This is a genomic window from Paraburkholderia terricola (genome assembly GCF_900142195.1).
Classification (GTDB): Bacteria; Pseudomonadota; Gammaproteobacteria; order Burkholderiales; family Burkholderiaceae; genus Paraburkholderia; species Paraburkholderia terricola.
Window position 1 is genome coordinate 101222 of record NZ_FRAB01000011.1, and the last position, 21786, is coordinate 123007.

At 64.8% G+C, this 21786-nt stretch carries 20 protein-coding genes; 7 read left to right on the top strand and 13 right to left on the bottom strand.

The window, feature by feature from the left end:
* Positions 1–234: 234 nt before the first annotated feature.
* From BUE39_RS12195 to BUE39_RS12220, 6 genes are all read right to left on the bottom strand, one after another.
* Positions 235–750: an Ohr family peroxiredoxin gene (locus BUE39_RS12195; RefSeq protein WP_073428914.1), complete on the bottom strand. Its 516-nt coding sequence runs from the start codon at positions 748–750 to the stop codon at positions 235–237.
* Positions 751–773: 23 nt separating this feature from the next.
* Positions 774–1529: an SDR family oxidoreductase gene (locus tag BUE39_RS12200; RefSeq protein WP_073428915.1), complete on the bottom strand. Its 756-nt coding sequence runs from the start codon at positions 1527–1529 to the stop codon at positions 774–776.
* A 234-nt stretch (positions 1530–1763) separates the two neighbouring features.
* Positions 1764–2786 carry a LysR family transcriptional regulator gene (locus tag BUE39_RS12205; protein WP_073428916.1) on the bottom strand — a complete coding sequence of 341 codons (1023 nt, stop codon included), beginning with the start codon at positions 2784–2786 and terminating at the stop codon, positions 1764–1766.
* 106 nt (positions 2787–2892) lie between these two features.
* Positions 2893–3300 (bottom strand): cupin domain-containing protein, encoded by a 408-nt coding sequence (locus BUE39_RS12210; protein ID WP_073428917.1) that lies wholly within the window; start codon positions 3298–3300, stop codon positions 2893–2895.
* A 90-nt stretch (positions 3301–3390) separates the two neighbouring features.
* On the bottom strand, positions 3391–3870 hold the full coding sequence (locus tag BUE39_RS12215; protein WP_073428918.1) for a carboxymuconolactone decarboxylase family protein: 480 nt from the start codon (positions 3868–3870) through the stop codon (positions 3391–3393).
* 181 nt (positions 3871–4051) lie between these two features.
* On the bottom strand, positions 4052–4933 hold the full coding sequence (locus BUE39_RS12220; RefSeq protein ID WP_073428919.1) for an RNA polymerase sigma-70 factor: 882 nt from the start codon (positions 4931–4933) through the stop codon (positions 4052–4054).
* A gap of 145 nt (positions 4934–5078) precedes the next feature.
* Here BUE39_RS12220 and BUE39_RS12225 point away from each other — a divergent pair, with 145 nt between their 5' ends.
* A complete protein-coding gene (locus BUE39_RS12225) occupies positions 5079–5753 on the top strand; it encodes an HAD family hydrolase (RefSeq protein WP_073428920.1) in 675 nt (224 codons plus the stop codon).
* Positions 5754–5877: 124 nt separating this feature from the next.
* On the opposite strand, the gene BUE39_RS12230 is transcribed toward BUE39_RS12225, so the two are convergent.
* Both BUE39_RS12230 and BUE39_RS12235 read right to left on the bottom strand, forming a co-directional pair.
* The gene (locus tag BUE39_RS12230) at positions 5878–8442 is read right to left on the bottom strand and encodes a hypothetical protein (protein WP_073428921.1); all 2565 of its coding nucleotides are present in this window, start codon (positions 8440–8442) and stop codon (positions 5878–5880) included.
* A 182-nt stretch (positions 8443–8624) separates the two neighbouring features.
* Positions 8625–9329, bottom strand: coding sequence for an SDR family NAD(P)-dependent oxidoreductase (locus BUE39_RS12235; RefSeq protein WP_073428922.1), 705 nt, complete (start codon positions 9327–9329; stop codon positions 8625–8627).
* A 125-nt stretch (positions 9330–9454) separates the two neighbouring features.
* Here BUE39_RS12235 and BUE39_RS12240 point away from each other — a divergent pair, with 125 nt between their 5' ends.
* From BUE39_RS12240 to BUE39_RS12260, 5 genes are all read left to right on the top strand, one after another.
* Positions 9455–10372 (top strand): LysR family transcriptional regulator, encoded by a 918-nt coding sequence (locus tag BUE39_RS12240; RefSeq protein ID WP_073428923.1) that lies wholly within the window; start codon positions 9455–9457, stop codon positions 10370–10372.
* Between the two features lie 85 nt (positions 10373–10457).
* Entirely contained in the window at positions 10458–11150 is a 693-nt protein-coding gene (locus BUE39_RS12245) for an NnrU family protein (RefSeq protein ID WP_073428924.1), read from the top strand.
* Positions 11151–11408: 258 nt separating this feature from the next.
* Positions 11409–12341 carry a YncE family protein gene (locus BUE39_RS12250; protein ID WP_073428925.1) on the top strand — a complete coding sequence of 311 codons (933 nt, stop codon included), beginning with the start codon at positions 11409–11411 and terminating at the stop codon, positions 12339–12341.
* Positions 12342–12397: 56 nt separating this feature from the next.
* Entirely contained in the window at positions 12398–13684 is a 1287-nt protein-coding gene (locus tag BUE39_RS12255; RefSeq protein WP_073428926.1) for an MFS transporter, read from the top strand.
* A gap of 94 nt (positions 13685–13778) precedes the next feature.
* Positions 13779–14714, top strand: coding sequence for an amidohydrolase family protein (locus tag BUE39_RS12260; protein WP_073428927.1), 936 nt, complete (start codon positions 13779–13781; stop codon positions 14712–14714).
* Positions 14715–14774: 60 nt separating this feature from the next.
* Here BUE39_RS12260 and BUE39_RS12265 read toward each other — a convergent pair whose 3' ends face one another.
* Genes BUE39_RS12265 through BUE39_RS12275 form a run of 3 tightly spaced genes read right to left on the bottom strand, consistent with a single transcriptional unit; the run spans position 14775 to position 18608 of the window.
* Complete coding sequence (locus tag BUE39_RS12265) at positions 14775–15773, bottom strand: 4-hydroxythreonine-4-phosphate dehydrogenase PdxA (RefSeq protein WP_073428928.1); 999 nt, start codon at positions 15771–15773, stop codon at positions 14775–14777.
* 26 nt (positions 15774–15799) lie between these two features.
* Positions 15800–17410 carry an aldehyde dehydrogenase (NADP(+)) gene (locus tag BUE39_RS12270; RefSeq protein WP_073428929.1) on the bottom strand — a complete coding sequence of 537 codons (1611 nt, stop codon included), beginning with the start codon at positions 17408–17410 and terminating at the stop codon, positions 15800–15802.
* A gap of 22 nt (positions 17411–17432) precedes the next feature.
* Complete coding sequence (locus tag BUE39_RS12275; protein ID WP_073428930.1) at positions 17433–18608, bottom strand: L-rhamnonate dehydratase; 1176 nt, start codon at positions 18606–18608, stop codon at positions 17433–17435.
* A 177-nt stretch (positions 18609–18785) separates the two neighbouring features.
* On the opposite strand from BUE39_RS12275, the gene BUE39_RS12280 reads away from it, so the two are divergent.
* Positions 18786–19724 carry a LysR substrate-binding domain-containing protein gene (locus BUE39_RS12280; RefSeq protein ID WP_073428931.1) on the top strand — a complete coding sequence of 313 codons (939 nt, stop codon included), beginning with the start codon at positions 18786–18788 and terminating at the stop codon, positions 19722–19724.
* Between the two features lie 76 nt (positions 19725–19800).
* On the opposite strand, the gene BUE39_RS12285 is transcribed toward BUE39_RS12280, so the two are convergent.
* Positions 19801–20739 (bottom strand): YncE family protein, encoded by a 939-nt coding sequence (locus BUE39_RS12285; RefSeq protein WP_073428932.1) that lies wholly within the window; start codon positions 20737–20739, stop codon positions 19801–19803.
* Complete coding sequence (locus BUE39_RS12290) at positions 20736–21659, bottom strand: SMP-30/gluconolactonase/LRE family protein (RefSeq protein WP_084561399.1); 924 nt, start codon at positions 21657–21659, stop codon at positions 20736–20738. The genes BUE39_RS12285 and BUE39_RS12290 overlap by 4 nt, the downstream gene beginning before the upstream one ends.
* Positions 21660–21786 lie beyond the last annotated feature (127 nt).

The following is a 21786-nucleotide window of genomic DNA, read 5'->3' on the forward strand; positions in this document are numbered from 1 at the left end:
GGACGGTCGCGTGAAGGCATCGCGTGTTAACCCGATACGCCATTCGACGCATTGTTGCGCACTGTCCTATGTCCTCGGCGAGCGACGAGGAGGACTGAACTCAGGCGCATTGTAGCCGCGTCCAGACCCGATGGAATTCGGTTCATGCGCGGCGTAAGCGGCGGCGGCATCGGCCTTTGCCCTCGCTCGGGTGAAGCCCGAACGTTGAACCAAGCCGCTCCAGCGGCGCTGGCGTCATGATCGGCCGGCGTCGTCCGGCTGCGCGAGCGCGACGACATTCTCGATTCCCTGGCGCGCCATCTTGGTGTAAGGGCAAAAGCGTTCGGTGTTGCGCACCAGTTCCTCCGCGACGGCGCGCTCGACACCGGGCAGGCGAATCAAGGTGCGCGCGGTCAGGATGAACAGGCCGTCCATCGGATCGCGGCCGAAATCGACGGTGACATCCACCGAGGCGTCGGGAACCGGAATACCCGCCCGCGCGGCCAGCAAGCTCAGCGCGCCGTGAAAGCAGGCGGCGTAACCCGCCGCGAACAGTTGCTCGGGATTGGTGCCGCCGCCAGGCCCGCCCAGCGCCCTCGGCAATCGCAAGTGGACGGCGAGATTGCCGTCGTCGGAACGGGCGATGCCCGACGCGCGCCCGTGACCCGCGTCGCCGCCCGTCACGGTGACCGTGGTCGAATAGAGCGTTTGCGTGTCTTGCCCGTGATATTTGTCTAGCAGCGACAGCGGCGGTGGACGCAAGGTGGTCATGGCGCGCCTCGTCGGCTCATGGCTTATTGCGTGGCTTGCGTCTCTTTGAACCACGCGTCGAAATTCAGCTTGCCAAGACGCGGGGCGGCGCCTGGCACGAGCGAGTCGTCCTGCAACTCGGCGCCGAAATACCGGGCGTGCGCATCGGCGACGACCTTGCGCGAATCGTGCGTCGCCGAAAGAAAACGCTGCACCATGTCGGCCATTCGAGCGCGTTCCGGGCCGGCGATCTCCGCGATGCCGTTGCGCGGCTCGCCGGCGGCGAAGTCCGCGACGGCCGCGGCCACGTCGTCCGATGCGATCGGCTGAAACAAGGCGGACGACAGCCGTATGGTCTCGCCCTCGCTGCCCGCTTGCGCGATGCCGCCAAGGAATTCGAAGAACTGGGTTGAACGGATGATCGTATACGGCACGCCCGATTCGCGGACCAGCGTTTCCTGAGCGACCTTGGCGCGCATATAGCCGCTTTGCGGCAGCTTGTCCGCGCCGACGATCGAGAGTGCGACGTGGTGCTGTACGCCCGCGGCAAGTTCCGCCGCAAACAGATTGCGCCCGGAAGTCTCGAAGAATTCGAGCACGGCGGCATCTTCGAACGACGGCGAATTGGCCAGATCGACCACCACATTCGCGCCGGTCAACGCCTCGTTTAGACCTTCGCCAGTGATGGTGTTCACGCCCGATGCGGGCGACGCCGCGACGACGGTATGACCGCGCGCGCGAAGGTTCTTGACGACTTTGCTGCCGATGAGCCCGGTTCCACCGATCACGACGATCTTCATGATGCTTCTCCATGAGTTTGCGCGCGGCTCTTGCGCCGCCGCCAACTTGTCGACTCCGGCTTCGCGGCGCCTTACGCGATGCGCCTGCCGGTGCTTTTGCCGGATGGTCCGCGACGCGCGTCTCATCCGTACACCAAGCATCGTAGGCATGTATTGCGTCATGCGGTAGCGCCGCCGAGGCACGCACCGTGTTGCATCAGGCGCATCAATCCAGGCATCGCGGGCGAGGCGCCGTCATTCGACCGTCGATAACGTGGTTGTGGTTGCCGTTGTCATTGCCATCGTCGTCAGGCACTGCAAATCGAGCGCTCGCGTGTGTTCCGTCATGTAGTCGATGAACACGCGAACGCGCGCGGGAAGCTGCTTTCGGCTGAGATAGCAGAGGTAATGTCCGCCGTCGTCCGGCGCATGCTGCGCGAGACAGCTAAGCAACTGTCCGTCGCGCAGCAGGTCGCACACCTGATACGCGGGCAACTGCGCGATGCCCAGTCCATCCAGCACCGCCTGCACGATCAGATCCGGGTCGTTGAACGTGTGCTGCGCGGCGAGCTGGCGCCGCTGCGACAGGCCGTCGACCTTGAACGCCCATTCCCTGATACGACCGGACGCGGCCCGGAAATTGATGCAACGATGCTTGTCCAGTTCGTCGATATGCCGCGGCAAGCCGTGTACGCGTGCATAAGCGGGCGACGCGCAGACGAGCATCTGCATCGGAATCAACTGGCGCGCGACGATTCCGCTGTCTTCCATGCGCCCGTCGCGAAACGACACGTCGACGCGATCGGCGGTGAAGTCGGCGGGCCGATCGTTGAGCAGTAATTCCAGCGCGATCTCAGGATAGCCCGCATGAAAGCCCCGCAACAGCGGCGCGACGATCTTGCGGCCGAAGCCCGGCGTCGAGGCGATCCGCAGATGGCCGCGCGGCGGCCCGTTGCGCAGTTCGCGCATGTCCTCCAGCGCTTGTGCGATGCGCGCTATGCCTGGCTGACAGTTCTCGTAGAACAGTTCGCCCTCGCGCGTCAGCGACGTGCTGCGCGTGGTGCGCAGAAAAAGGCGCGCGTCGAGCTGGGCCTCGAGTTTCTGCACGTTGCGGCTAACCGACGAGCGGCCGATGCCGAGCCGGTCGCCCGCGCGGGCGAAGCTGCCTTCGTTGGCAACGGCCAGGAAGGAAACGACGCCGGCATAGCTGGTCGCGAAGCTGCTTGCGAACGGGTCGTCGGCGCCGACCAGGGGGCGGCGTGGTGATTGATCTGGCATGGGAGCGCGAGTCGTGAAGTCCATAGCGACTAGACGTACCAGCGCTACTGTTTGTGACAGACCCGGTGAAAAACGCCGCCGGTTTTAATGCGGCTTGCCGACGTGCTCACTTTTCGGGAACGAGGATAGGCGCGCCCTTGTCCTTGAGCAACACGACGACGAATTTGGCCGGCTGTGTCGCGCTTGCGTTGCGTCCGACCGTGTGCACGTCGTTCGGACCTTCATAGAAGGTCTGGCCGGGCGTCAGCGTGACTTCCTTGCCGCCCTTCACCTGCATCACGATCGACCCTTCCAGCACGTACACGAAGGCGTGCGCATGATGCCGATGAACCGGGTCCACGGAACCCGGCGGATATTCGACGGTGATCATCGTGACTTCCTTGCCGGGATAGTCGGCAAGCGGCTGCGTCGTCAACGGCGTGACGATTGCGTGAGGCGCCTCGGCGCGGGCCACGCCCATCGACAAGCCCGCGACGACGAGCGCTGCCAGAGCGGTATGTTTCAAATTTCGCATGATGGTTGTTCCTGAACGACGCGGCCCGCCCATGCGGGCCTGGGGGCCTGAACCAGGGAAAGAGCGGCGGAGACGGCGAAGCGCGTCCGCTCAGGCGAGATTCGCCTTGTCCAGACCGAGGAGCTTGTCGGACGAACCCGGCACCGTCCTGAACGCGACATTGGCGCGGTTCCAGCCGTTGATCGCCATCACTTCGAACGTCAGGTCCGAGAGTTCCTTTTCGGAAAACTGGGTGCGCACGCGCTCGTAGACTTCGTCGGGCACGCCGTGTTCGGGCAGCCTGGTCAGCACCTCCGTCCACGCGAGCGCGGCGCGTTCGCGCGGTGCGAAAAGCGTGGACTCGCGCCACGCCGCGATGTGATGGAGGCGCAGTTCGCGCTCGCCGTGGATATGCGCTTCCTTCACGTGCATGTCGAGGCAAAAGGCACAGCCATTGAGTTGCGATGCGCGGATCGATACCAGATCGCGGATCGATTCCTCGATCGCGCAATCTTTGAGCAAATTGCTAACTTCGAAAAACTTCTTGAACAGTTCGGGCGATTGCTGAATATAGTTGAGGCGCTGCGACATGATTTTCTCCCGGCGACGATGAGCGAACACCCTGCATGGCGGGTGACCTGAGCGGCGATGAGCCGCACGAGGTCATCGTAGGTGGCCGCGGGGCATCGCGGTAGGCGGGCGAGCGGGCTCACAGTGTTGTCCGCCAGGCACCAATTCGAAAGTAAACGCGCGTTCACGGGCGGCCCGGCGCTCAGCCGCCGGCGTGGACCGCCGCGATGCGCGCGAGCTTCTCGGGGTTGCGCTGCACGTCGATGCGAACGATGCGCTCGCCGTCCGTTTCGAACGACTGTGCCGATTCGAGTTGGCCTTCGATAAAGCGCAGCAGCGCCCATTGGCCGTTGAGCACCACGAGCTTGACGCTCAGTTCGCTGCCATAACGCCGCGACGACGCGTAGAAAAGCTGCGCGATGCGCCGGCCGCCCGCCAGCGGTTTCGGGAAACTCTGGACTTTGCCGCCGCCGTCGCCGAACAGCGTCGCGTCCTCGGCCAGCAATGCGTTGATCGCCGGAAACTCGCCGCGCTCCAGCGCCTGCGCGAACATGCGCAACAGGCGAAGATGCGTTTCGCGCGGCACCATGTGACGCGGACGTTCGTCGCGCAGTTGCGCCTTGGCACGGCTCACCAGTTGACGGCACGCCGCCTCCGTTTTGCCGATGGCTTGCGCGACTTCGTCGTAGTCGGCGTCGAAAACCTCGCGCAACAGAAAGGCCGCCCGTGCTTCCGGCGTCAGCCGCTCGAGCAGCGCGAGAAAAGCCACGGAGACCTCGTCGGCGCGCTCGGTGGCTTCCTCGGGCGTAGCCGGGGAGTCGGTCAACAGCGGCTCGGGCAACCAGATGCCCGTGTAGTGTTCGCGCTGAATCTTCGCCGCGCGCAGCCGGTCGATCGACATGCGCGTGGTGACGGCGACCAGCCACGCTTCCGCGTTTTCGATATGTTCTCGCGCCGCGGCATGCCAACGCAGCCAGACGTCCTGCACGATATCCTCGGCCTCGGCGACCGACCCCAGCATTCGATACGCAATCTTTTGCAGTCGCGGGCGCAGCCCGTTAAAGGCATGTGCGTCGTTGTCCATGAACGGATGTCCTCTTGCATGAAAACCAGCGCAGCCTGCGCGCGCGAATCGACACTGGCGGCGACGTGTCGCCGAAGGGAGCCTGTATGCTTCAGCCGGAATGCTGCACTATTATTGGCGCAAACGGTTACCCACGGAGCCCATCATGCGAATTCAGACATCGTTTCTGTTCGATCTCGACGGAACGCTCGTCGATAGTGTTTATCAGCACGTGCTGGCCTGGAAGGAAGCACTCGACAGCGAAGGCATTCCGCTGTCCGTGTGGCGGATTCATCGCAAGATCGGCATGAGCGGCGGCCTCTTCACCAACCAGCTCTTGCGGGAAACGCACCACGAAATCAGCGCCGAACTGGGCGAACGGCTGCGCCGCGCTCACGCCGACGCCTATCAACGGCTGCGCGCCCAGGTGTGTCCGCTGCCGGGCGCGCGCGAGTTGCTCGCCGCGCTGACGCAGGCCGGCACGCCGTGGGCCGTGGCGACCAGCGGCCGCATGGAAACCGCGGCGATCAATCTGGAAGCGCTGGGCGTCGATCCGGCGAAGGCGGTTGTCGTCACGCGCGACGACGTCAAATACGCGAAGCCGGACCCGGACCTGTTCATCGCCGCCGCGGCGCGCCTCGGCGTACCGATCGAGCAAGCGGTGGTGGTGGGCGACAGCATCTGGGACATGCTCGCCGCCCAGCGGTGCCGCGCGCTAGGCGTCGGATTGCTGTCGGGCGGATACGGCACCGATGAACTGGAGCGCGCCGGCGCGCTGCGCGTCTATGACGATCCCGCCGATTTGCTGGAGCACCTGGACGAAGTTGCCGCGCGGCCGTGAAGGCGCGGCGGTTATGCCGCTGTCGGTTGAGCTTGTCCCGAGCTTGTTCTGATGTATTTGCCCCAAGCGGTTCTGTCGTGCATCCAGTTCGGCCACGTCGGCGAGCGGCGACGAACCTCGTCACTCACTCGGCGGGCTCGGCATCCGAATCGCTGTCCGTGTCGTGTTCGAAGGTCAGCCGGCCGTTGCGCGCAAGCGTGATCGACGTGCCCGCGCCTGCCTGCGCGTCACGCGCCATCGCTTCGTCGCTCGACGTGCCGGCCCGAGCGGAGCGGTTCATCCAGTACGGCCCGCGATGAACCTCCGGCGCGGCGCCCAGTTCGTCCGCGCAACTGCCGCAAGGCCGCATGGTGCCCGCCAGCCGCTTCAGGTCGACCGACTCCTGAAACGTTTTGCCAAGCTCGTTCTGAATGCGCCGCTCGGCGTGCAGATTGACCGACATGCCGTTGAATACTTCGCCGCGTAACGGCACATGGAAATGGCGGGCCGCGATCGCCGCGAAAACTTCGTCGGATTCCGGCGTGGGATGCGGGTCCGCCGCCGGATTGATACGGGTCGCGAGCTTCGTGCCATGACGCCATCCGCGATCCGTCTGATCCGCGGGACCGTGCGCGCCTGCTTCGTCGAGCAGCACCTCCAGATCCTCGCTTTGGAGAAAGGCCTGAAGCCGCTCATTGACCTCCCGCACATTCGACGACACGACGATCGTCCCCGGCCCGCTCCCGGTGGCGGGCCGGAAAAAACACTGGATCTCGTGACCTTCGGGGAATCTCCGCTTGAGTACCGTGCTGAGCCAACGCAACACCTGGGGAACGCGCTCGCCTTCATAGCTGCGCTGTGCCTGGATCAAGCCAGGGTTCGCCGCGTAGATTCCCCTGAGCCGGGCGCGCGAGCCGGCCGTCGGCTGAGTGGTCTCGCGGTCCACGATCAGCATGCGATCCGGCGCATTGCCCCAGGCCGTGAGCAGGACCGGCTTCATCGGCGCATGCTGGGCCGGGGACGCCGCGGCGGCAGGCGCGATCGCCGCGGCGAGCCGGTCGAGCAGACGGTTAAGACGCATGCGCGTGCCGGCGTCGGTGCCCGTCAGCATCGGCTCGATATGGGAGACCTCACGCACCATCCCCTGTTCGTCGAGCAGGATGCGCGCGAGCGGCCTGACGCTGCCGCCCGCGCGCGTGATGTCCTCCAACGGCTTGCCGGATTCGGCGCGCAGCGCTCGCGCGACGTCCACGACGTCGTGCAGACGCGCGTCGGCCACGCTGAGCAGTTCGTGCGCGGACATGCCGGAAGAACCCGCGACGTCGGCGACTCTTCGCGGCGTGGGCAAGGCGGCCGCCACTTCCGGGCGGCCGAGCCGCAGCAGGCCGTCGCGAAGCGCTCCCACGTTGGACGCGTAGTCCGGCATATCGGCGATCTGCTCGAGCGGCATCGGAGCGCCGTCGATGCCGAGGTAACGGACCAGTTGCGTATAGGTAATGCCCAGCGTCAGTTCGAGGGCCTTCATCGATATGCCGGGGTTGTCGGCCAGTGCCGCCAGTCCCTCCACGATCTTCGAAGCGCACATCCGCTGCCGCTGTCCCGCCCCATCGGGCAGCGCCGTGACGAGGTCGGCGTGGCCCAGCTCGGTCAACAATTGGCGAATCCGGGCACTGGCCTGCTCGTAGCCCGGCAGTTGCGACACGCTGGACGCCGGTCGGCGCAACCGGCCTTCGGAGGTGATCCAGTTGAACACGGTGTCCGTGTCGAGGCCGAGACTGTCGCGCAGATGCTGCTTCCACGCCGGCAGACGAGGCCCGCCTCCGGCCGCCGCCTGCCTGCGTTCCAGCACGAGACGCAGCGCGCGGACCAGTTGATCCGCGCCGAATCCTCGCCGGGTTTTGGCCGCCGGTTCGGGCAGTTGATGGCCGGCGGGCAGGATGCCCAGGGCCCGCGCGCAAGCCTGAATTTGCTCGCGCCACTCGGGGTAGTCCGCGGTCTTTGCAAGGCGGTCGGCGAGATTGCGCTGCTGCCAGCCTTCCACCGTGACCCATTCGCGCATCGTGCCGGCCGGTTTGCGGCCGCCGTCGCGCTGCGAGGCCGACAAGGCGTCGAACACCATTTGCGCGGTAACCTGCTTGCGCTCACGGCCCCGGCCCTCCGTTGCGGGTTCGGCCGCGAGCGCTTCGGCGTCCTCGGGACGACCCATGCGCCGCAACGAATCCTGGATCGACGCGGCGTACTCCGGATAGTCGGGAAATGCCTGAAACACTTCGGGACCCTTTCTCAGCCCGTCGCGTCCGACGTAACGCGCGATGAAATTAGCAGGCACTTCGAGTTGTTTCGCGACCTTGGCCAGTCCGTTCAGCGGATTGTCGGCCAGCATCTTGAGCGACGCGGCAAGCACGTCGCAGCCCATGCGGCGGCGCATCTTCGCGCCAGCGGGCCCCGAACCGCTCGCGCCCGCCCCGGCGTCGAGCCCGCTTTCGTCGCGGCTGCGTTTTGCGGGCGCACGTCCGCGCGGCGGCAGGTTCGCCGTTGCGGGCTGCGACGCGCCGGCCTGCGCGCGCGCGACACGCCTCGCGGGTAAAGCGGACGACGCGGCGGACGCGAGCCGGCGAGAACCCGAGGCGGACGTCGACTGCGGCCGCTGTTCGTCGCGGGAGGAAGCGGGTCCATGCGGAGAGCCGCCAGTGCCGGAGATTCGCGTCATAGCCGGGGAATCCAGGAAAGACCCCACGCTATCAGCGTGCCGCGTGGCTCACCGCGGATGCCGACGAAACATTAAGCGCGCAAGCGAAAACAGAAGCAGCAGTACGCGACGACAGGCGCACATCATTGCAACGGGCAAAGACAGGCCCGCAATCAGCGCAGGCTTTTCCGTGATGTGGCTCGTCACCACGGAACGGCTCTCCCGAGGTAGTCGAGGTAATGCAAGCCGGAGCGCCCTTCATAGGCCTCGATCGTATTGACCAGGTTCGGAATGCTTTCCTCGATGGTCAAGCGCGCGGTCGGACCACCCATGTCTGTCTGGACCCATCCGGGCGCCATGATCAGAAGGCTGCGCGGATGGCTGGCGCTGCGAGCCGCGAAGGTGCGCATGAACATATTGAGCGCGGCCTTGCTCCCTCGGTAGACTTCGTAATTCGCGTTGGCGGCATTGGTGATACTGCCCTGCCCCGACGACATCACGCCGATGGTTCCAGTCGGCGGAACAAGGTCTTGAAACGCCTCGATCACGCGCATCGGACTCAGCGCGTTCGTTACCATCACCCGGATGAATTCTTCCGTCGAGACGTCCGCTATCGTTTCGCGATCGTCGTTCTTGACGCCCGCGTTCACAAACAGCACGTCGATGCGCCGATCCGCAAGGCGGGCGCGCAAAGCCGCGACCTGCTCGGGAATCGTGATATCGACGGTGTCCACTTCGAGCGCGCCGGCCGAGGCTTCCGCGATATGCCGAAGCTTTTCCGTGGACGCGGCTCGCCCGGTGGCGATGACCCGGTAGCCGCGCTTCAAATATTCCTGAACCATCGCCAATCCAAGGCCGCGGGAAGCGCCGATCAAAAGAACGGTTTTCCGTGAAAGTGTGTTTTGCATGGGGTCCTCTTGAGCAAATCGTCAAAGCCAATGTAGCGGTACATGAGCAATGGCGGAAGCCGCGCCGAATGCAACTAAGATATGCATCGGACGCCCTATCCCCCTCGGCTTACTACGATCAACCCATGCCTGAACCGGACCTCAATCTGCTTTTCGCGCTCGATGCGTTGCTCAGCGAAAAAAACGTGACACGTGCCGCACGGTCGTTGCATTTGAGTGCGTCAGCCATGAGTCGCACGCTGACTCGACTTCGCGCGGTAACCGGCGATCCGTTATTGGTCCGCGCCGGACGCCAGATGGTGCTGACGCCGTATGCCGAGGAGATTCGCGAGCGAACCGAAAACATGGTTCGTGAGGCGCGTGCCCTGCTCCGTCCTTCGCCGGTCGCGCCGGATTTTTCAACGTTGCGCAGAACGCTGACGATTCGCGCCAATGAAGCTTTCGTGGAAGCCTTCGGTGCGCCATTGATCGCCGAAGTGACCGCCGTTGCGCCGCTCGTGCGCTTGCACTTTTCATCGCGATGGGAGAGGAACGCGGAGTATCTGCGCAACGGTTCGGCCGATCTCGAGATTGGCGTGCTGGAGGAAGCCGGGCCCGAAATACGCGTTCAGGCATTGTTTCGCGACCGCTACCTGGGGGTGGTCAGAAAGGGGCATCCGCTCGAAGCGACACGACACGTGACCCCGCAGCAATACGCGGCGTTCGGCCACGTAGTCGCGCCGCACGGTCGCCAGGTCATCGATTCTCTCGACGCCGCGATTGCCCGGCTAGGGTTGGAACGAACCACCGTGGCGATCGTGCCGAGCTTTCCGGCCGCGTTGACGGTGGCTCGCGCGTCCGATCTGGTGGCGCTCCTGCCCGCCTCCTTCATGAACAGGCAACACGCGGCATCCGTCGACGCGTATTCGTTCGAGCTTCCGGTGGCGACCGACGGTTTCACGATTTACCAGATGTGGCATCCGCGTTTGGAAAATGACCCCGTGCATCGTTGGCTTCGGCAATTGGTTCTCGGCGTGTGTCGTCAGCAGGTGCCCCTGGTGTGACCGGCGGGTGGACTTTTGCCGCGCACCAACTAGTATTCTTCAGGGCAATACGATCCGCTGGTGAGTGACTTGAGGAGCCGAGTCAATGGGAAGCATCGATGCAGTGGTCGCGGCGGCAGCCGCCTTCGTCGGCAGTCACCTGGTCCTATCCCATCTGCTGCGCCGGCGGCTGGTCCATGCCATTGGCGAAGCGCCGTTCCAGGGCGTCTATTCGGTGGTTGCACTCCTGACGTTCGCCTGGCTGGTCGTGGCCTATCGAAAGGCGCCGCTCACGGCGCCGCTTTGGCCGGTCGGAGACGGTCTGTGGGCGGTCGTGACCGTGGTCATGCTGATCGCCTCGATCCTGCTCATGGGCTCTTTTATCCGCAACCCGGCGTTTCCCACCGGCGGCCGGCCGGGTTCGTTCCCGGACGCGGCGCGCGGCGTGTACGCGGTGACGCGCCATCCGATGATGTGGTCGTTCGCGCTCTGGGGCCTGTGTCACGTCGCGGTGTTCCCGGTCGCGAAGAACATCGTCGTTGCCGTGGCGATCGCCGTGCTCGCGCTCGTCGGCTCGGCATTACAGGACCGCAAGAAGCAGCGGCTCCAGCCCGATCTTTGGCCGGCGTGGGAAGCGAAAACGAGCTATCTGCCGTTTGCGGCGATCGCTGCCGGCCGCGCGCGGTTAGGCGGATTTGGCCTGCACGCGCTGTTAGGCGGCGTCGTTGTCTGGCTCGCGGCGAGCTGGGCTCACCTTCCACTTTCAGGCTGGCCCGCGGGCATCTGGCGCTGGCTGTAGCTGCAATCTCCCTGTCGAAGATCCGACTACCCGCGACCGGTTCGCGAGTGGCGAGCCGATCGTCGGTTTGCGTTCATTCCTCCTTCCTCTCCATCTCGCGAGCGATAACCTCCGCGACTATCTCGATCCAAATTATTCAGTGGTCGCTCATTGCGAAACTGGCGATACTTTGCCTGCATCCATTACCCCCGCCGTATGCCCTCATTGAACAGGCAACGCAAGAGGGGTGAGCAATACGCGCAACGTCAGGAGACAGGCATGCCGCACACACTCACCGCCGTTCTGGTGGAGAAATTCGGCCACGCGTTCAGTGGCTACGACCTTACAACAGGCGAACAGCGGTTCAGCGTCGCGCTTCCCGAGTATCCCCATGAATTCGTCGTCGATCGTGAAGGACGTTTCGGCTACGTCGGGCACTATGGCGTGCAGACATTCGCGCATCCGGGCCGCGGCGGGCATCAGGTATTCGTGATCGACATTCGACGCGGCAAGCACGTGCTGACACTCGATTGCGAACCGTACTCGCGAATTCACGGCTTGCAGATCGACAGCCGCGACCGCGTCTACGCGTTGAGCGAGCACGACAATATGCTGCTGGTGTTCGCCGATCCGCACGCACGCCAGGTGCCCGATCGCGCTGTGCCGAGCGGCGGCGTGAAGAGTCACCTGTTCGTCGTGTCGCGCGATGGCGAACGGGCCTACATCAGCAACCTGCTGTCGCACACGGTGACGCGCGTGCATCCCTACGACGCCAGCTTGCCGCCGCTCGCGGTCAATGCGGGCGGCCGTCCCGAAGGATGCTGTCTCAGCCGCGATGAAACCGTGCTGTTCGTCGCCAGCCGCGACGATCACACGCTCTCGATGATCGACGCCGCGACCATGAAGGTCACGCGCACCGTGGCAACCGGCGAAGACCCGACCCGCCTCTATCTCACTCGCGATGGACGCTTGCTGGTCGTCAACTACGGCGAGCGCAGCATCCGCGTGTTCGATCCCGAATCGCTGGAGGCGCTGGGCCGCGTCGACACGGTGGCCAAGCCGATCGCCGTCTCGTTTCATCCGGACGGCGGGCTCGCCTACGTCGCGTTCAACGATAACAGCGTAGGCGTGCTGGATCTCGCCACGCTGACGCTGCGTCATGGTTTCGCGGTCGGCAAGGAACCGGACGGACTCGCGATACTCGCGCTGTAAAAACCCTAACCAGCGCCGCGGATATCAAATCACGACGGCGCGCAGGAGGAGACAACATGGACGCTTTCAGCAGCGCAGTACCGATGGAACACGCGCAGGCCATTCCAAGCAGGCGCTGGGCACGGATCATTCCACCGATCCTGATGGCCTGCATCATTTCCTATATGGACCGCGTCAATATCGGCTTCGCGATGCCGGGCGGCATGAGCGCCGAACTCGGCATCAGCGCGAGCATGGTCGGCATGGCGGGCGGCATTTTCTTTCTCGGCTATCTGTTCCTGCAGATTCCCGGAGGCCGGCTGGCGGTGCACGGCAGCGGCAAGAAATTCATCGCGTGGTCGCTGGTGTCGTGGGCGGTGATTTCCGTGCTCACGGGTTTCGTGCGCAGCAATACCGAGCTTCTGATTTTGCGCTTTCTACTCGGCGTGGCCGAAGGCGGCATGCTGCCGGTCGTGCTGACGATGGTCAGCAACTGGTTCCCGGACAAGGAACGCGGACGCGCCAACGCCCTCGTGATCCTGTTCGTGCCGATAGCGGGCATCGTGACCGCGCCGCTCTCCGGCATGCTGATCGCAACGTTGAACTGGCGTTACCTGTTCATCGTGGAAGGCATTCTGTCGCTGCTGTTTCTGTTCGTGTGGTGGGCCTTCGCAAGCGACCGCCCCGCCGACGCCAAGTGGATTTCCGAGGCGGAGCGCGCGTACATTCTCGGCGAATTGCGCGCGGAGCAGGAACGCACCGCAGGCCACGCGGCAAAGAGCGCGTCATTGCGCCAGGTTCTCGCGGACGGCGTGATGTGGCGGCTCATCGGCTTGAATTTCTTCTACCAGATGGGTATCTACGGTTACACGCTCTGGCTGCCCACGATCCTCAAAAATCTCACGCACGGCAGCATGACGAAGGTCGGCTTGCTGGCGATCCTGCCTTACGTCGGCACGATGATCGGCATGCTGGCGATCTCGAATCTGTCCGACCGCCTGGGCAAGCGGAAACTGTTCGTCGCCTTGCCGATCGTCGCGTTTGCGCTGTGCATGTTCGGTTCCGTCTGGTTTCAGGGCACGCCCTGGGTCTCGTACGCGTTCCTGATCGGCAGCGGCGTTTGCCTTCAGGCCGCGGCCGGCGTGTTCTGGACCATTCCACCCCGACTGTTCAGCGCCGAGGTGGCCGGCGGCGCGCGCGGCGTGATCAACGCACTCGGCAATCTGGGCGGCTTCTGCGGACCCTACCTCGTCGGCGTGCTGATACAGAAGTACAACGCGAGCATCGGCGTCTACAGTCTCGCGGCGGCGCTGGTGCTGGCAGGATTGATTGCCGCAACGCTGCCCGCGAAGTGCGACGAGTAGATCGCAACCCGAACCCGGCGCGCGAAAGCGCGCCGAATGCGTCAACAGCAAGCCAACCCCAGCCCAACCCGTTTCGATTCAGTCGGCTCCCGTCATGTCAACGCAACCCTCGCATCGCGCCGGAACGCAACTGGCTATCGTCGATGCGCATCACCATCTCTGGGATCTCGCAAGCGGCCACTATCCCTGGCTGCAGGACGCCTATCACGGTCCCGCATTCTTTCTCGGCGAATACGAGAAGCTGCGCCGCGACTATCTCGCGGACGACTACCAGCGCGACACGTACCCGTACCGCGTCGTCGCCAGCGTGCATATCGAGGCGGAACGCTCGCGCATGCAGCAGGTCGACGAAACGCGCTGGCTGCACGAGGTGCATGAGCGCAGCGGAACGCCCTCGGTCGTCGTGCCGCATGTGTCGTTCGTGCAGCCCGATCGTGACGAGGTGCTGGCCGCTCACATGGCCTGGCCGCGAGTGCGCGGCATCCGTTCGAAGCCCGTGACCGCGCGTTCGCCGCAAGAGCGCGTGACGGGCCAGGCGGGCACGATGCAAGATCCGCGCTGGCTCGACGGACTCGCCGCACTGGAACGGTACAACCTGTCGTGGGATTTGCGCGTACCGTTCTGGCATCTCGCGCAAGCCGCGGAAGTCGCGGCGGCGTTTCCACGCATCCGCATGGCGGTCAATCACACCGGCTTGCCATTGGATCGATCGGAAGCGGGGCTGGCGGAGTGGCGTCGCGGTCTCGAAGCACTCGCGGCGAACCCCAACGTCTACGTCAAGCTGTCGGAGTTCGGCCTCGCGGGCGGACGATGGGACGCCGACAGCAACCGCCGCGTGATTCGCGACGCCGTCGCGATCTTCGGCCCCGAGCGGGCGATGTTCGCGAGCAACCTGCCCGTGTCGTCGCTCAGCGCGAGCTTTCCCGCTATCGTGGAGGCCGTGCTCGAAGCACTGGCCGACTATGACGATGCGGCGATCGCAAGGATCTTCTCTCACAATGCGATCGCCTTCTACCGGATCGGCGACTGACCCGCTCGCGGGTCCGATCGGCAATCGTGGGAACAACGAGGACGAGCGTCCCCGAACACATCAAAGACGTTGCGAAGCCATCCTGCAAGCGATATCGAACGCCTTCTGCGTCGCGCCGACATTGGCGCGCCCCTGACCGTGGATGTCGAACGCCGTACCGTGCGCCGGCGTCGTGATCGGCACCGGCAAGCCGCCATGAACCGTCACGCCGCGCCAGAATCCCATCAGCTTCATCGCGATCTGTCCTTGGTCGTGATACATCGTCACCACGCCGTCGAACGCTTGCTGCTCGAACGCACGCACGAAAATCGTGTCCGCCGGGTACGGCCCCTCGGCCGCGTAACCGCGCATGCGTGCCAACTCGACGGCCGGCGCGATCACGTCCAGTTCCTCGCGTCCGAACGCGCCGTTGTCGCCGTTGTGCGGATTGAAGCCGCACACGGCGATTCTCGGACGCGCGATGCCCGCGCCCTTGAGCCCGCCGTCGATCAGATCGATCGCCTCGACGATGCGCTCGACCGACAGCCTCGCGCTGACATCCTTGAGCGCCATGTGCGACGTCACGCGGGAAGTCCATAGCTCGTCGATCACGTTGAACTCGCAATACCTGCCGCGATACGCCAACTGATGCGCGAACCACTCCAGTTCGTCGCTCTCCCGCATGCCGCCAAGATGCAACGAGGTCTTGTTGAGCGGCGCGAACAGCACGGCTTGGGTGATATTCCGCTGCGTCAGCGCGAGCGCCAGCTTGAACGCCTCCAGACAGTAGCGGCCGCCGCGCTCGCTCGCTTCGGCTCGCGCGTACGGTACGTCGTCGGGCAGACGGAAATCGATCAGCGCGGGCACGCCCTCGGCGAAGCGCGCGCTTTGCGCATCCGCGGCCACCGTGTACGGGAATTCGACGCCGGCGATGCGCATGCCTTCGTCCAGCTCGCGCCGGTCCGCGATCAGCAGCAGTTCGGCGCGCTCGCGATTGTCGGGCTGCGCCAGCAGCCTGGCGATCAGTTCCGGTCCGATGCCGGCCGGGTCTCCCAGCAGCACTGCAATGCGTGGTTTCATTTCAAACTCCTTCGAACGGTATTGCGTTATTTGATTGGCGCTTGCGTCGGCACGCCGTCGACGCGGCGCGGCAGGCCCAGCGGGTTGGCATCGTGCAACGCATCGGGCAATAAGCGCTGCGGCAGGTTCTGATAACAGACGGGCCGCAGGAACCGCTCGATGGCGGCGGTGCCGACCGACGTCGAGCGGCCATCCGACGTCGCGGGAAACGGACCGCCGTGCACCATTGCGTCGCACACTTCCACGCCGGTCGGCCAGCCGTTTCCAACAATGCGGCCGGCCTTGCGCTCCAATACCGGCAGCAGCGTTTGCGCGGCATCGTGATCGGCGGCGTCGAAGTGCAGCGTCGCGGTGAGTTGTCCTTCCAGGCGCTCGGCGACTTCACGCATCTGCGCGAGATCCCGGCACGCGACCAGAAGCGAACACGGCCCGAATACTTCCTCGCCAAGCGATGCATCGGCGAGCAGCGCGTCGGCGTCGACCGCATACAGCGCCGCCTGCGCCCGGCTGCCGGCGGCGCCCTCGCCCTCGGCTTCGCCACGCCCTGCCGCGCGCACGGCCGGATGCTCGTGCAGACGGTCGACGCCGCTTGCGTACGCAGCCGCAATGCCGGGCGTCAGCATCACGCCCGCGTGCCTCGCGGCCAACAGCGCGACCGCAGTGTCCTTGAACTGCTCGAACGCCACGCCGGCCACGGCCAGCACGACACCCGGATTGGTGCAAAGCTGTCCGACGCCCAGCGTGAGCGATTCGACAAAGCCGGTCGCCAATGCCTTGCCGCGCGCGGCCAATGCGGCCGGCAACAGAAACACCGGATTGACGCTGCTCATCTCCGCATAGACGGGAACCGGCTCCACGCGTGCGGCGGCGATTTTCATCAGCGCCACGCCGCCGCGCCGCGAACCGGTAAAGCCGACGGCCTTGATCGCGGGATGCGCGACGAGCGCGGCGCCGGCGGCGAAGCCGTCGTCGAACAGCAGCGAGAACACGCCCTCGGGCAAGCCGTTCGCGAGCACGGCCGCCTGCACTGCCCGGCCGACGAGTTCGGAAATACCCGGATGCGCGGCATGCGCCTTCACCACCACCGGACATCCGGCCGCGAGCGCGGAAGCGGTATCGCCGCCGGCCACCGAAAACGCCAACGGAAAGTTGCTCGCGCCGAACACCGCGACGGGTCCGAGCGGAATGCGCTGCATGCGGATATCCACGCGCGGCAGCGGCTTGCGCTCCGGCAGCGCGCCGTCGATGCGCGCATCGATCCCATCGCCTTCACGCGCTCGCGCCGCGAACAGGCGCAACTGCGCCACCGTGCGCCCGCGTTCGCTTTCGATGCGCGCGCGCGGCAGGCCGGTTTCCGCACAGGCGCGCTCTATGAGCACATCGCCCAAAGCGAGCATGTTGGCGGCAATCGTTTCGAGGAAAGCCGCCCGTATGCCGGGCGGCGTGCGGCGATACGCGTCGAACGCCGCGTGAGCCGACTCGCACGCGCGCGCCACGTCGGCTTCTGTCGCGCAGCCGAACGCCGGTTCGAGCATCGCGCCGGTGGCCGGATCGAGCGCGCGAAAAAATCCGGCTTCCCCTCGCAGCATGCGTGCGCCGATCGGCATCTCGCCGGTGATCGTGGTCGGGTCGGTCATATCAATAGGCACGGGCGCCGGCTCATTCAATGATGTTGAAGTCGTTCAGATACTTGTCGCTCAGGCGCAAACCGAGCCCCGGCGTCTCGTCCGACAATTGGAGGAAGCTTTGCTGCGGCTGCGGTTCGCCTTCGAAAATGTAATAGAACAGCTCGTTGCCCACCTCGACGTCGAATACGGGAAAGTACTCGGCCATCGGGCTCGCCGTGCTTGCCATCGTCAGATGGTAGTTGTGCATCTGGCCCGCATGCGGAATCACCGGTACGGACCACGCCTCGGCCATTGCGTTGATCTTGCGCGCCGCCGTGATGCCGCCGACCCGGTTGGTATCGTACTGGATCACGTCGACCGCGCGCCGCTCCAGCAGATCCTTGAAGCCGTACACGGTGAACTCGTGTTCGCCGCCCGAGATCGGGATGATGTTCATCTTCTTCAGTTCCTGGTAACCCTCGACATCGTCGGCGATCACGGTCTCCTCGATCCAGCGCGGATTGAATTCCGCGAGGCGCGGCAACATGCGCCGGGCGTATTCGAGCGTCCAGCCCATGTAGCACTCGAGCATGATGTCGACTTCGTCGCCCACCAGTTCGCGCAGCAAGCGCACCTGTTCGAGGTTCTTCGCCATGCCCTTGGGGCCGTCTTTCGGTCCATAGCCGAAGCGCATCTTCATGGCCGTGAAGCCCTCGTCGAGGTAGCCCTGCGCCTCGCCGAGGAAGGCGTCGCGGTCGTCGTTGTTGTACAGCTTCGACGCGTAGCACCAGATCTTTTCCTTGGTCCGCCCGCCGAGCAGCTTGAACACCGGCTTGCCGACCACCTTGCCCATGATGTCCCACAAGGCGATGTCGACGGCGGAGATCGCCGCCATGCCGATGCCCTTGCGGCCCCACGCGAGCGTGCGGCGATACATTTTCTGCCAGATGTATTCCGTATCGAACGGGTCTTCGCCGAGCGCGATCGGCGCGAGGTATTCGTCGATGATCTGCTTGGCGATACGCGGCGCGAGCGCGCAATTGCCGATGCCGACGACACCCGTATCCGTCTCGATCTCGACCACCAGCCAGCCGTGAAAGCGGAACGAGCCCATCGCGTCGCCGCGCTCATACAGGATGTCGACCGCGTTGGTGCAGAAATGCGCCTGCGGCGGCACGACCTTGCCTTTCCATTCGAATACGCGAGTGCGGATATGTTTGATTTTCATGCGAAGTCTCCGGGGTTCGAGGAACCGGGTTGAATAGCGGCTGCATGCTCGTGAGAGCGCATGCTGGCGGGCGCTTACGGGTTGTCCCCTGTGGCGCCATCTTCGTAGTGTGCGAGAATGCCCAATAACTTACCAATGAAACAATGCTATATACCGATTCATGCCAGTTATCGCTCCATGATTCCAGCCACCGCCAGTATTCGAACCCGGCTGCGCCTGCGCCACCTTCAACTGATTCTCGCGGTGTGGGAGCACGGGTCGCTGCGCCGCGCGTCGGACGAGATCGGCATGACCCAGCCGGCCGCCACCAAGGCCCTGCACGAACTCGAGGATCTGCTGGGCGTGACCTTGTTCGAGCGGCACGCCCGGGGCATCGACCCGACCATCTTCGGTGAAGCGGTCATCCGCTATGCGCGGGTGGTGTTCGCCGACCTCGGCACCTTGCGCGAGGAACTGGTGGCGATCGAGTCGGGCAATGTCGGCGCGGTCCGCCTCGGCGCGGTGATGGCGCCGTCGCCCGATCTGTTGACCACCACGATCGTGGCGTTGAAAGAAGCGCACCCGAAGCTGCATATCACCGTGCAGATCGATACGAGCGACGTGCTGGTGCAGGCGCTACAGGAAGATCAACTGGATCTGGTGGTCGGGCGCGTTCCCAACGGCTGGCCGGCGGACGACCTGACGTTCGAGACCCTGGGGGAAGAGCCGCTGTCGCTCGTCACGCGGCCGCGGCATCCGGTGTGCGGGAGAACGCCGCCGGTTCGGCTCGGCGAGCTGGCGGAGTACCCGTGGATCATTCAGCCGCATCCGAGCCCGATGCGCGAGATCATCGATCAAACCTTTCGTCATAGCCGCGTCGCGCTGCCGGAAAACACGATCGAAACCTCATCGATTCTCACCACCTTGTCGCTGTTGCTCGCGGCGGACATGATCGCCGTGTTGCCGACATCGGTGGCCCGCTACTATCAGGAGCAAGGCACGCTCGCGGTCGTTCCCGCACGCTTTCGCGGACGCCTCGCGCCGTATGGCCTGATCTTGCGGTCCAATCGCCGCGCCACGCCCGCCACGCAAATCGTCATCGACGCGATCCGCGCCGCCGCCAAGGCTGGTTTTTGATCGGTGGCCGATCGGTTGCAACGCGCGCCGGCGGCTTCGAATGCCGGCCGGCGATCCGCAGGTCCGCGCGAACGACCTAGAGCGCCGTGCGCACGACCTTCGAGACGTCCGGTTCGCGCTGGGTCGCGATATACCGTTCGAAGCGTCGCGCATGCATGTTGAACACGCCTACCCGATCGTCGTCCTGCGAGACGAATGCGACGCCTCTTTCGAAATCGAACGACAGCGCAATCGCGCGCGCTTGCAGGGGAATGTGATCGATCTCCGCGAGCGTCGCCGGATCGACGATCGACAGGCTGCGTTCTCCGTAGTTGGTCACGACGAGACACGTATCGCTCCAACGGTAAATGCGTGTGGGGTCGTCGCGCGACGGCGCCGAGCGCACCACTTGCATCGTCTCCGTATCGATCGCCGTTAGCGAACGGCTCCAGCGGTTGCTCACATACAGCGTGCGTTCATCGCCGCTCAGGCAATAACCCTCAGGCTTTTGTCCGGGATGACAGGCGAGCGGAACGGCCAGCGGGTCCCACGGCTTGACCTTCGTGACCGTATGCGAGAGCAGGTTCATGCAGTAGGCCGTCCGGCCGTCGCGCGTGAGTGCGAACAGATGGCTCTTGATGCCGCCCGAGGGCACGGCTCGCCTCGGCGCCTCGTCCGTGGCCGGGTGATCGAGCACGACGAGCGCGGCCTTCTCCTCGCTCAGCGCATAGAGGCGGTCCGCCTCGTCCATCTGCAAGCCGTGAATGCGATTGAACGGCGACAGGTCGATGGTGCGCACCAGCTTGCCCGCGGCAATGTCGATCTGCAGCAACGCGTGGCCTCCAGGGCCCGCATGGCCGGACGTCTCCACGCCGTAGTGCCCGACCCAGGCGTGGCGATTGTCGCGGTCGGTGACGAACTCGTGCGGGAAATCGGGCAGCGCCACCGAATGCACACGGCGGCCGGATTCGATGTCGTACCAGCTAATGCAATGACTGCATTTTTCCACTAGCAGCAGGGTGTTATTGGTACTCACGTCGCTCCTCGCGTGTTCAGGCGTATGCGGTATAGGGAGGTGGATGCGCAGATATAAAGCACGTTGCCGTTTGCTCCGCCGAACGTGAGATTCGCCACTTTCTCCGGCACGCCGATGCGCGCGAGCCTCGTGCCGTCGGGATGATAGACCTGCACGCTGTCGGCGCTGCTTGTAAAGATCCAGCCGTTTTCGTCGACGCGGAAACCGTCGGCAAGGCCGGGCGTCACCACCGCGACAATCCGTGGATGGTGAAGCGTGCGTCCATCGACGACGTCGAACGCGACAATGTGATGGTGGCCGCCGCCGTCGCTTCTGAGCGCCGCCGAAGTATCCGAGACGTACAGCACCGTTTCGTCGGGCGAGAACGCGAGGCCATTGGGTTCCTCGACGAAGTCCGTCGCAATCGTCAGTTCGCGGGTGCGCGGATCGAACCGGAACACGTAGTTGTCGCCCAACTCCGACTCGGCCCGATGTCCCTCGCGGTCCGATACGATGCCATACGGCGGATCGCTGAACCAGATCGTGCCGTCGCGCTTGACCACCACGTCGTTCGGCGAATTCAGCCGCTTGCCCATGTAGCGGTCCACCACGATCTCGTCGAGCGGATTCGACAGGCCGGCGCCGAAACGCGTGCGCACGATCGCCCGCTGTCCATGCGAACAATGCAGGATCGAGCCGTCCTGCTCGCGAACATGGCCGTTGGTGAATTCCGCGTTATCGCGCCATACCGTCATGCCGTCGGCCTCGTTCCAACGCAGGATGCGGTTGTTCGGAATGTCGCTCCACAGCACCGAGGCGTCCTCGTGCAGCCATACCGGCCCCTCGCCCCATTGCGCGCCGGTGCAAAGCCGTTCCAACGCCGCGCCCGCCGGCACGAGGCCGGTTGCGCGTGCATCGTGGATCGTTATGTCATCGTGCATTGCGCTTCTCGCTGCGTGCTCGCTGTGTGCTCGCTGTGTGTCTCGCGGCGTCATGCGCGAACCCCGCCGGGGCGATACATGCCCGCTTTCCTGTTCACGATGTCTCCGCCGTTTTTGCTGGTGTGCC

Bases quoted from the DNA above. Each gene is read 5' to 3' on its own strand.
- BUE39_RS12240 (WP_073428923.1), top strand. From the start codon at position 9,455: ATGCCTGAACCGGACCTCAATCTGCTTTTCGCGCTCGATGCGTTGCTC.
- BUE39_RS12265 (WP_073428928.1), bottom strand. From the start codon at position 15,773: ATGAAACCACGCATTGCAGTGCTGCTGGGAGACCCGGCCGGCATCGGA.
- BUE39_RS12205 (WP_073428916.1), bottom strand. From the start codon at position 2,786: ATGCCAGATCAATCACCACGCCGCCCCCTGGTCGGCGCCGACGACCCG.
- BUE39_RS12255 (WP_073428926.1), top strand. From the start codon at position 12,398: ATGGACGCTTTCAGCAGCGCAGTACCGATGGAACACGCGCAGGCCATT.
- BUE39_RS12245 (WP_073428924.1), top strand. From the start codon at position 10,458: ATGGGAAGCATCGATGCAGTGGTCGCGGCGGCAGCCGCCTTCGTCGGC.
- BUE39_RS12225 (WP_073428920.1), top strand. From the start codon at position 5,079: ATGCGAATTCAGACATCGTTTCTGTTCGATCTCGACGGAACGCTCGTC.
- BUE39_RS12215 (WP_073428918.1), bottom strand. From the start codon at position 3,870: ATGTCGCAGCGCCTCAACTATATTCAGCAATCGCCCGAACTGTTCAAG.
- BUE39_RS12280 (WP_073428931.1), top strand. From the start codon at position 18,786: ATGATTCCAGCCACCGCCAGTATTCGAACCCGGCTGCGCCTGCGCCAC.
- BUE39_RS12200 (WP_073428915.1), bottom strand. From the start codon at position 1,529: ATGAAGATCGTCGTGATCGGTGGAACCGGGCTCATCGGCAGCAAAGTC.
- BUE39_RS12270 (WP_073428929.1), bottom strand. From the start codon at position 17,410: ATGACCGACCCGACCACGATCACCGGCGAGATGCCGATCGGCGCACGC.
- BUE39_RS12195 (WP_073428914.1), bottom strand. From the start codon at position 750: ATGACCACCTTGCGTCCACCGCCGCTGTCGCTGCTAGACAAATATCAC.
- BUE39_RS12230 (WP_073428921.1), bottom strand. From the start codon at position 8,442: ATGACGCGAATCTCCGGCACTGGCGGCTCTCCGCATGGACCCGCTTCC.
- BUE39_RS12290 (WP_084561399.1), bottom strand. From the start codon at position 21,659: ATGCACGATGACATAACGATCCACGATGCACGCGCAACCGGCCTCGTG.
- BUE39_RS12220 (WP_073428919.1), bottom strand. From the start codon at position 4,933: ATGGACAACGACGCACATGCCTTTAACGGGCTGCGCCCGCGACTGCAA.
- BUE39_RS12250 (WP_073428925.1), top strand. From the start codon at position 11,409: ATGCCGCACACACTCACCGCCGTTCTGGTGGAGAAATTCGGCCACGCG.
- BUE39_RS12260 (WP_073428927.1), top strand. From the start codon at position 13,779: ATGTCAACGCAACCCTCGCATCGCGCCGGAACGCAACTGGCTATCGTC.
- BUE39_RS12275 (WP_073428930.1), bottom strand. From the start codon at position 18,608: ATGAAAATCAAACATATCCGCACTCGCGTATTCGAATGGAAAGGCAAG.
- BUE39_RS12210 (WP_073428917.1), bottom strand. From the start codon at position 3,300: ATGCGAAATTTGAAACATACCGCTCTGGCAGCGCTCGTCGTCGCGGGC.
- BUE39_RS12235 (WP_073428922.1), bottom strand. From the start codon at position 9,329: ATGCAAAACACACTTTCACGGAAAACCGTTCTTTTGATCGGCGCTTCC.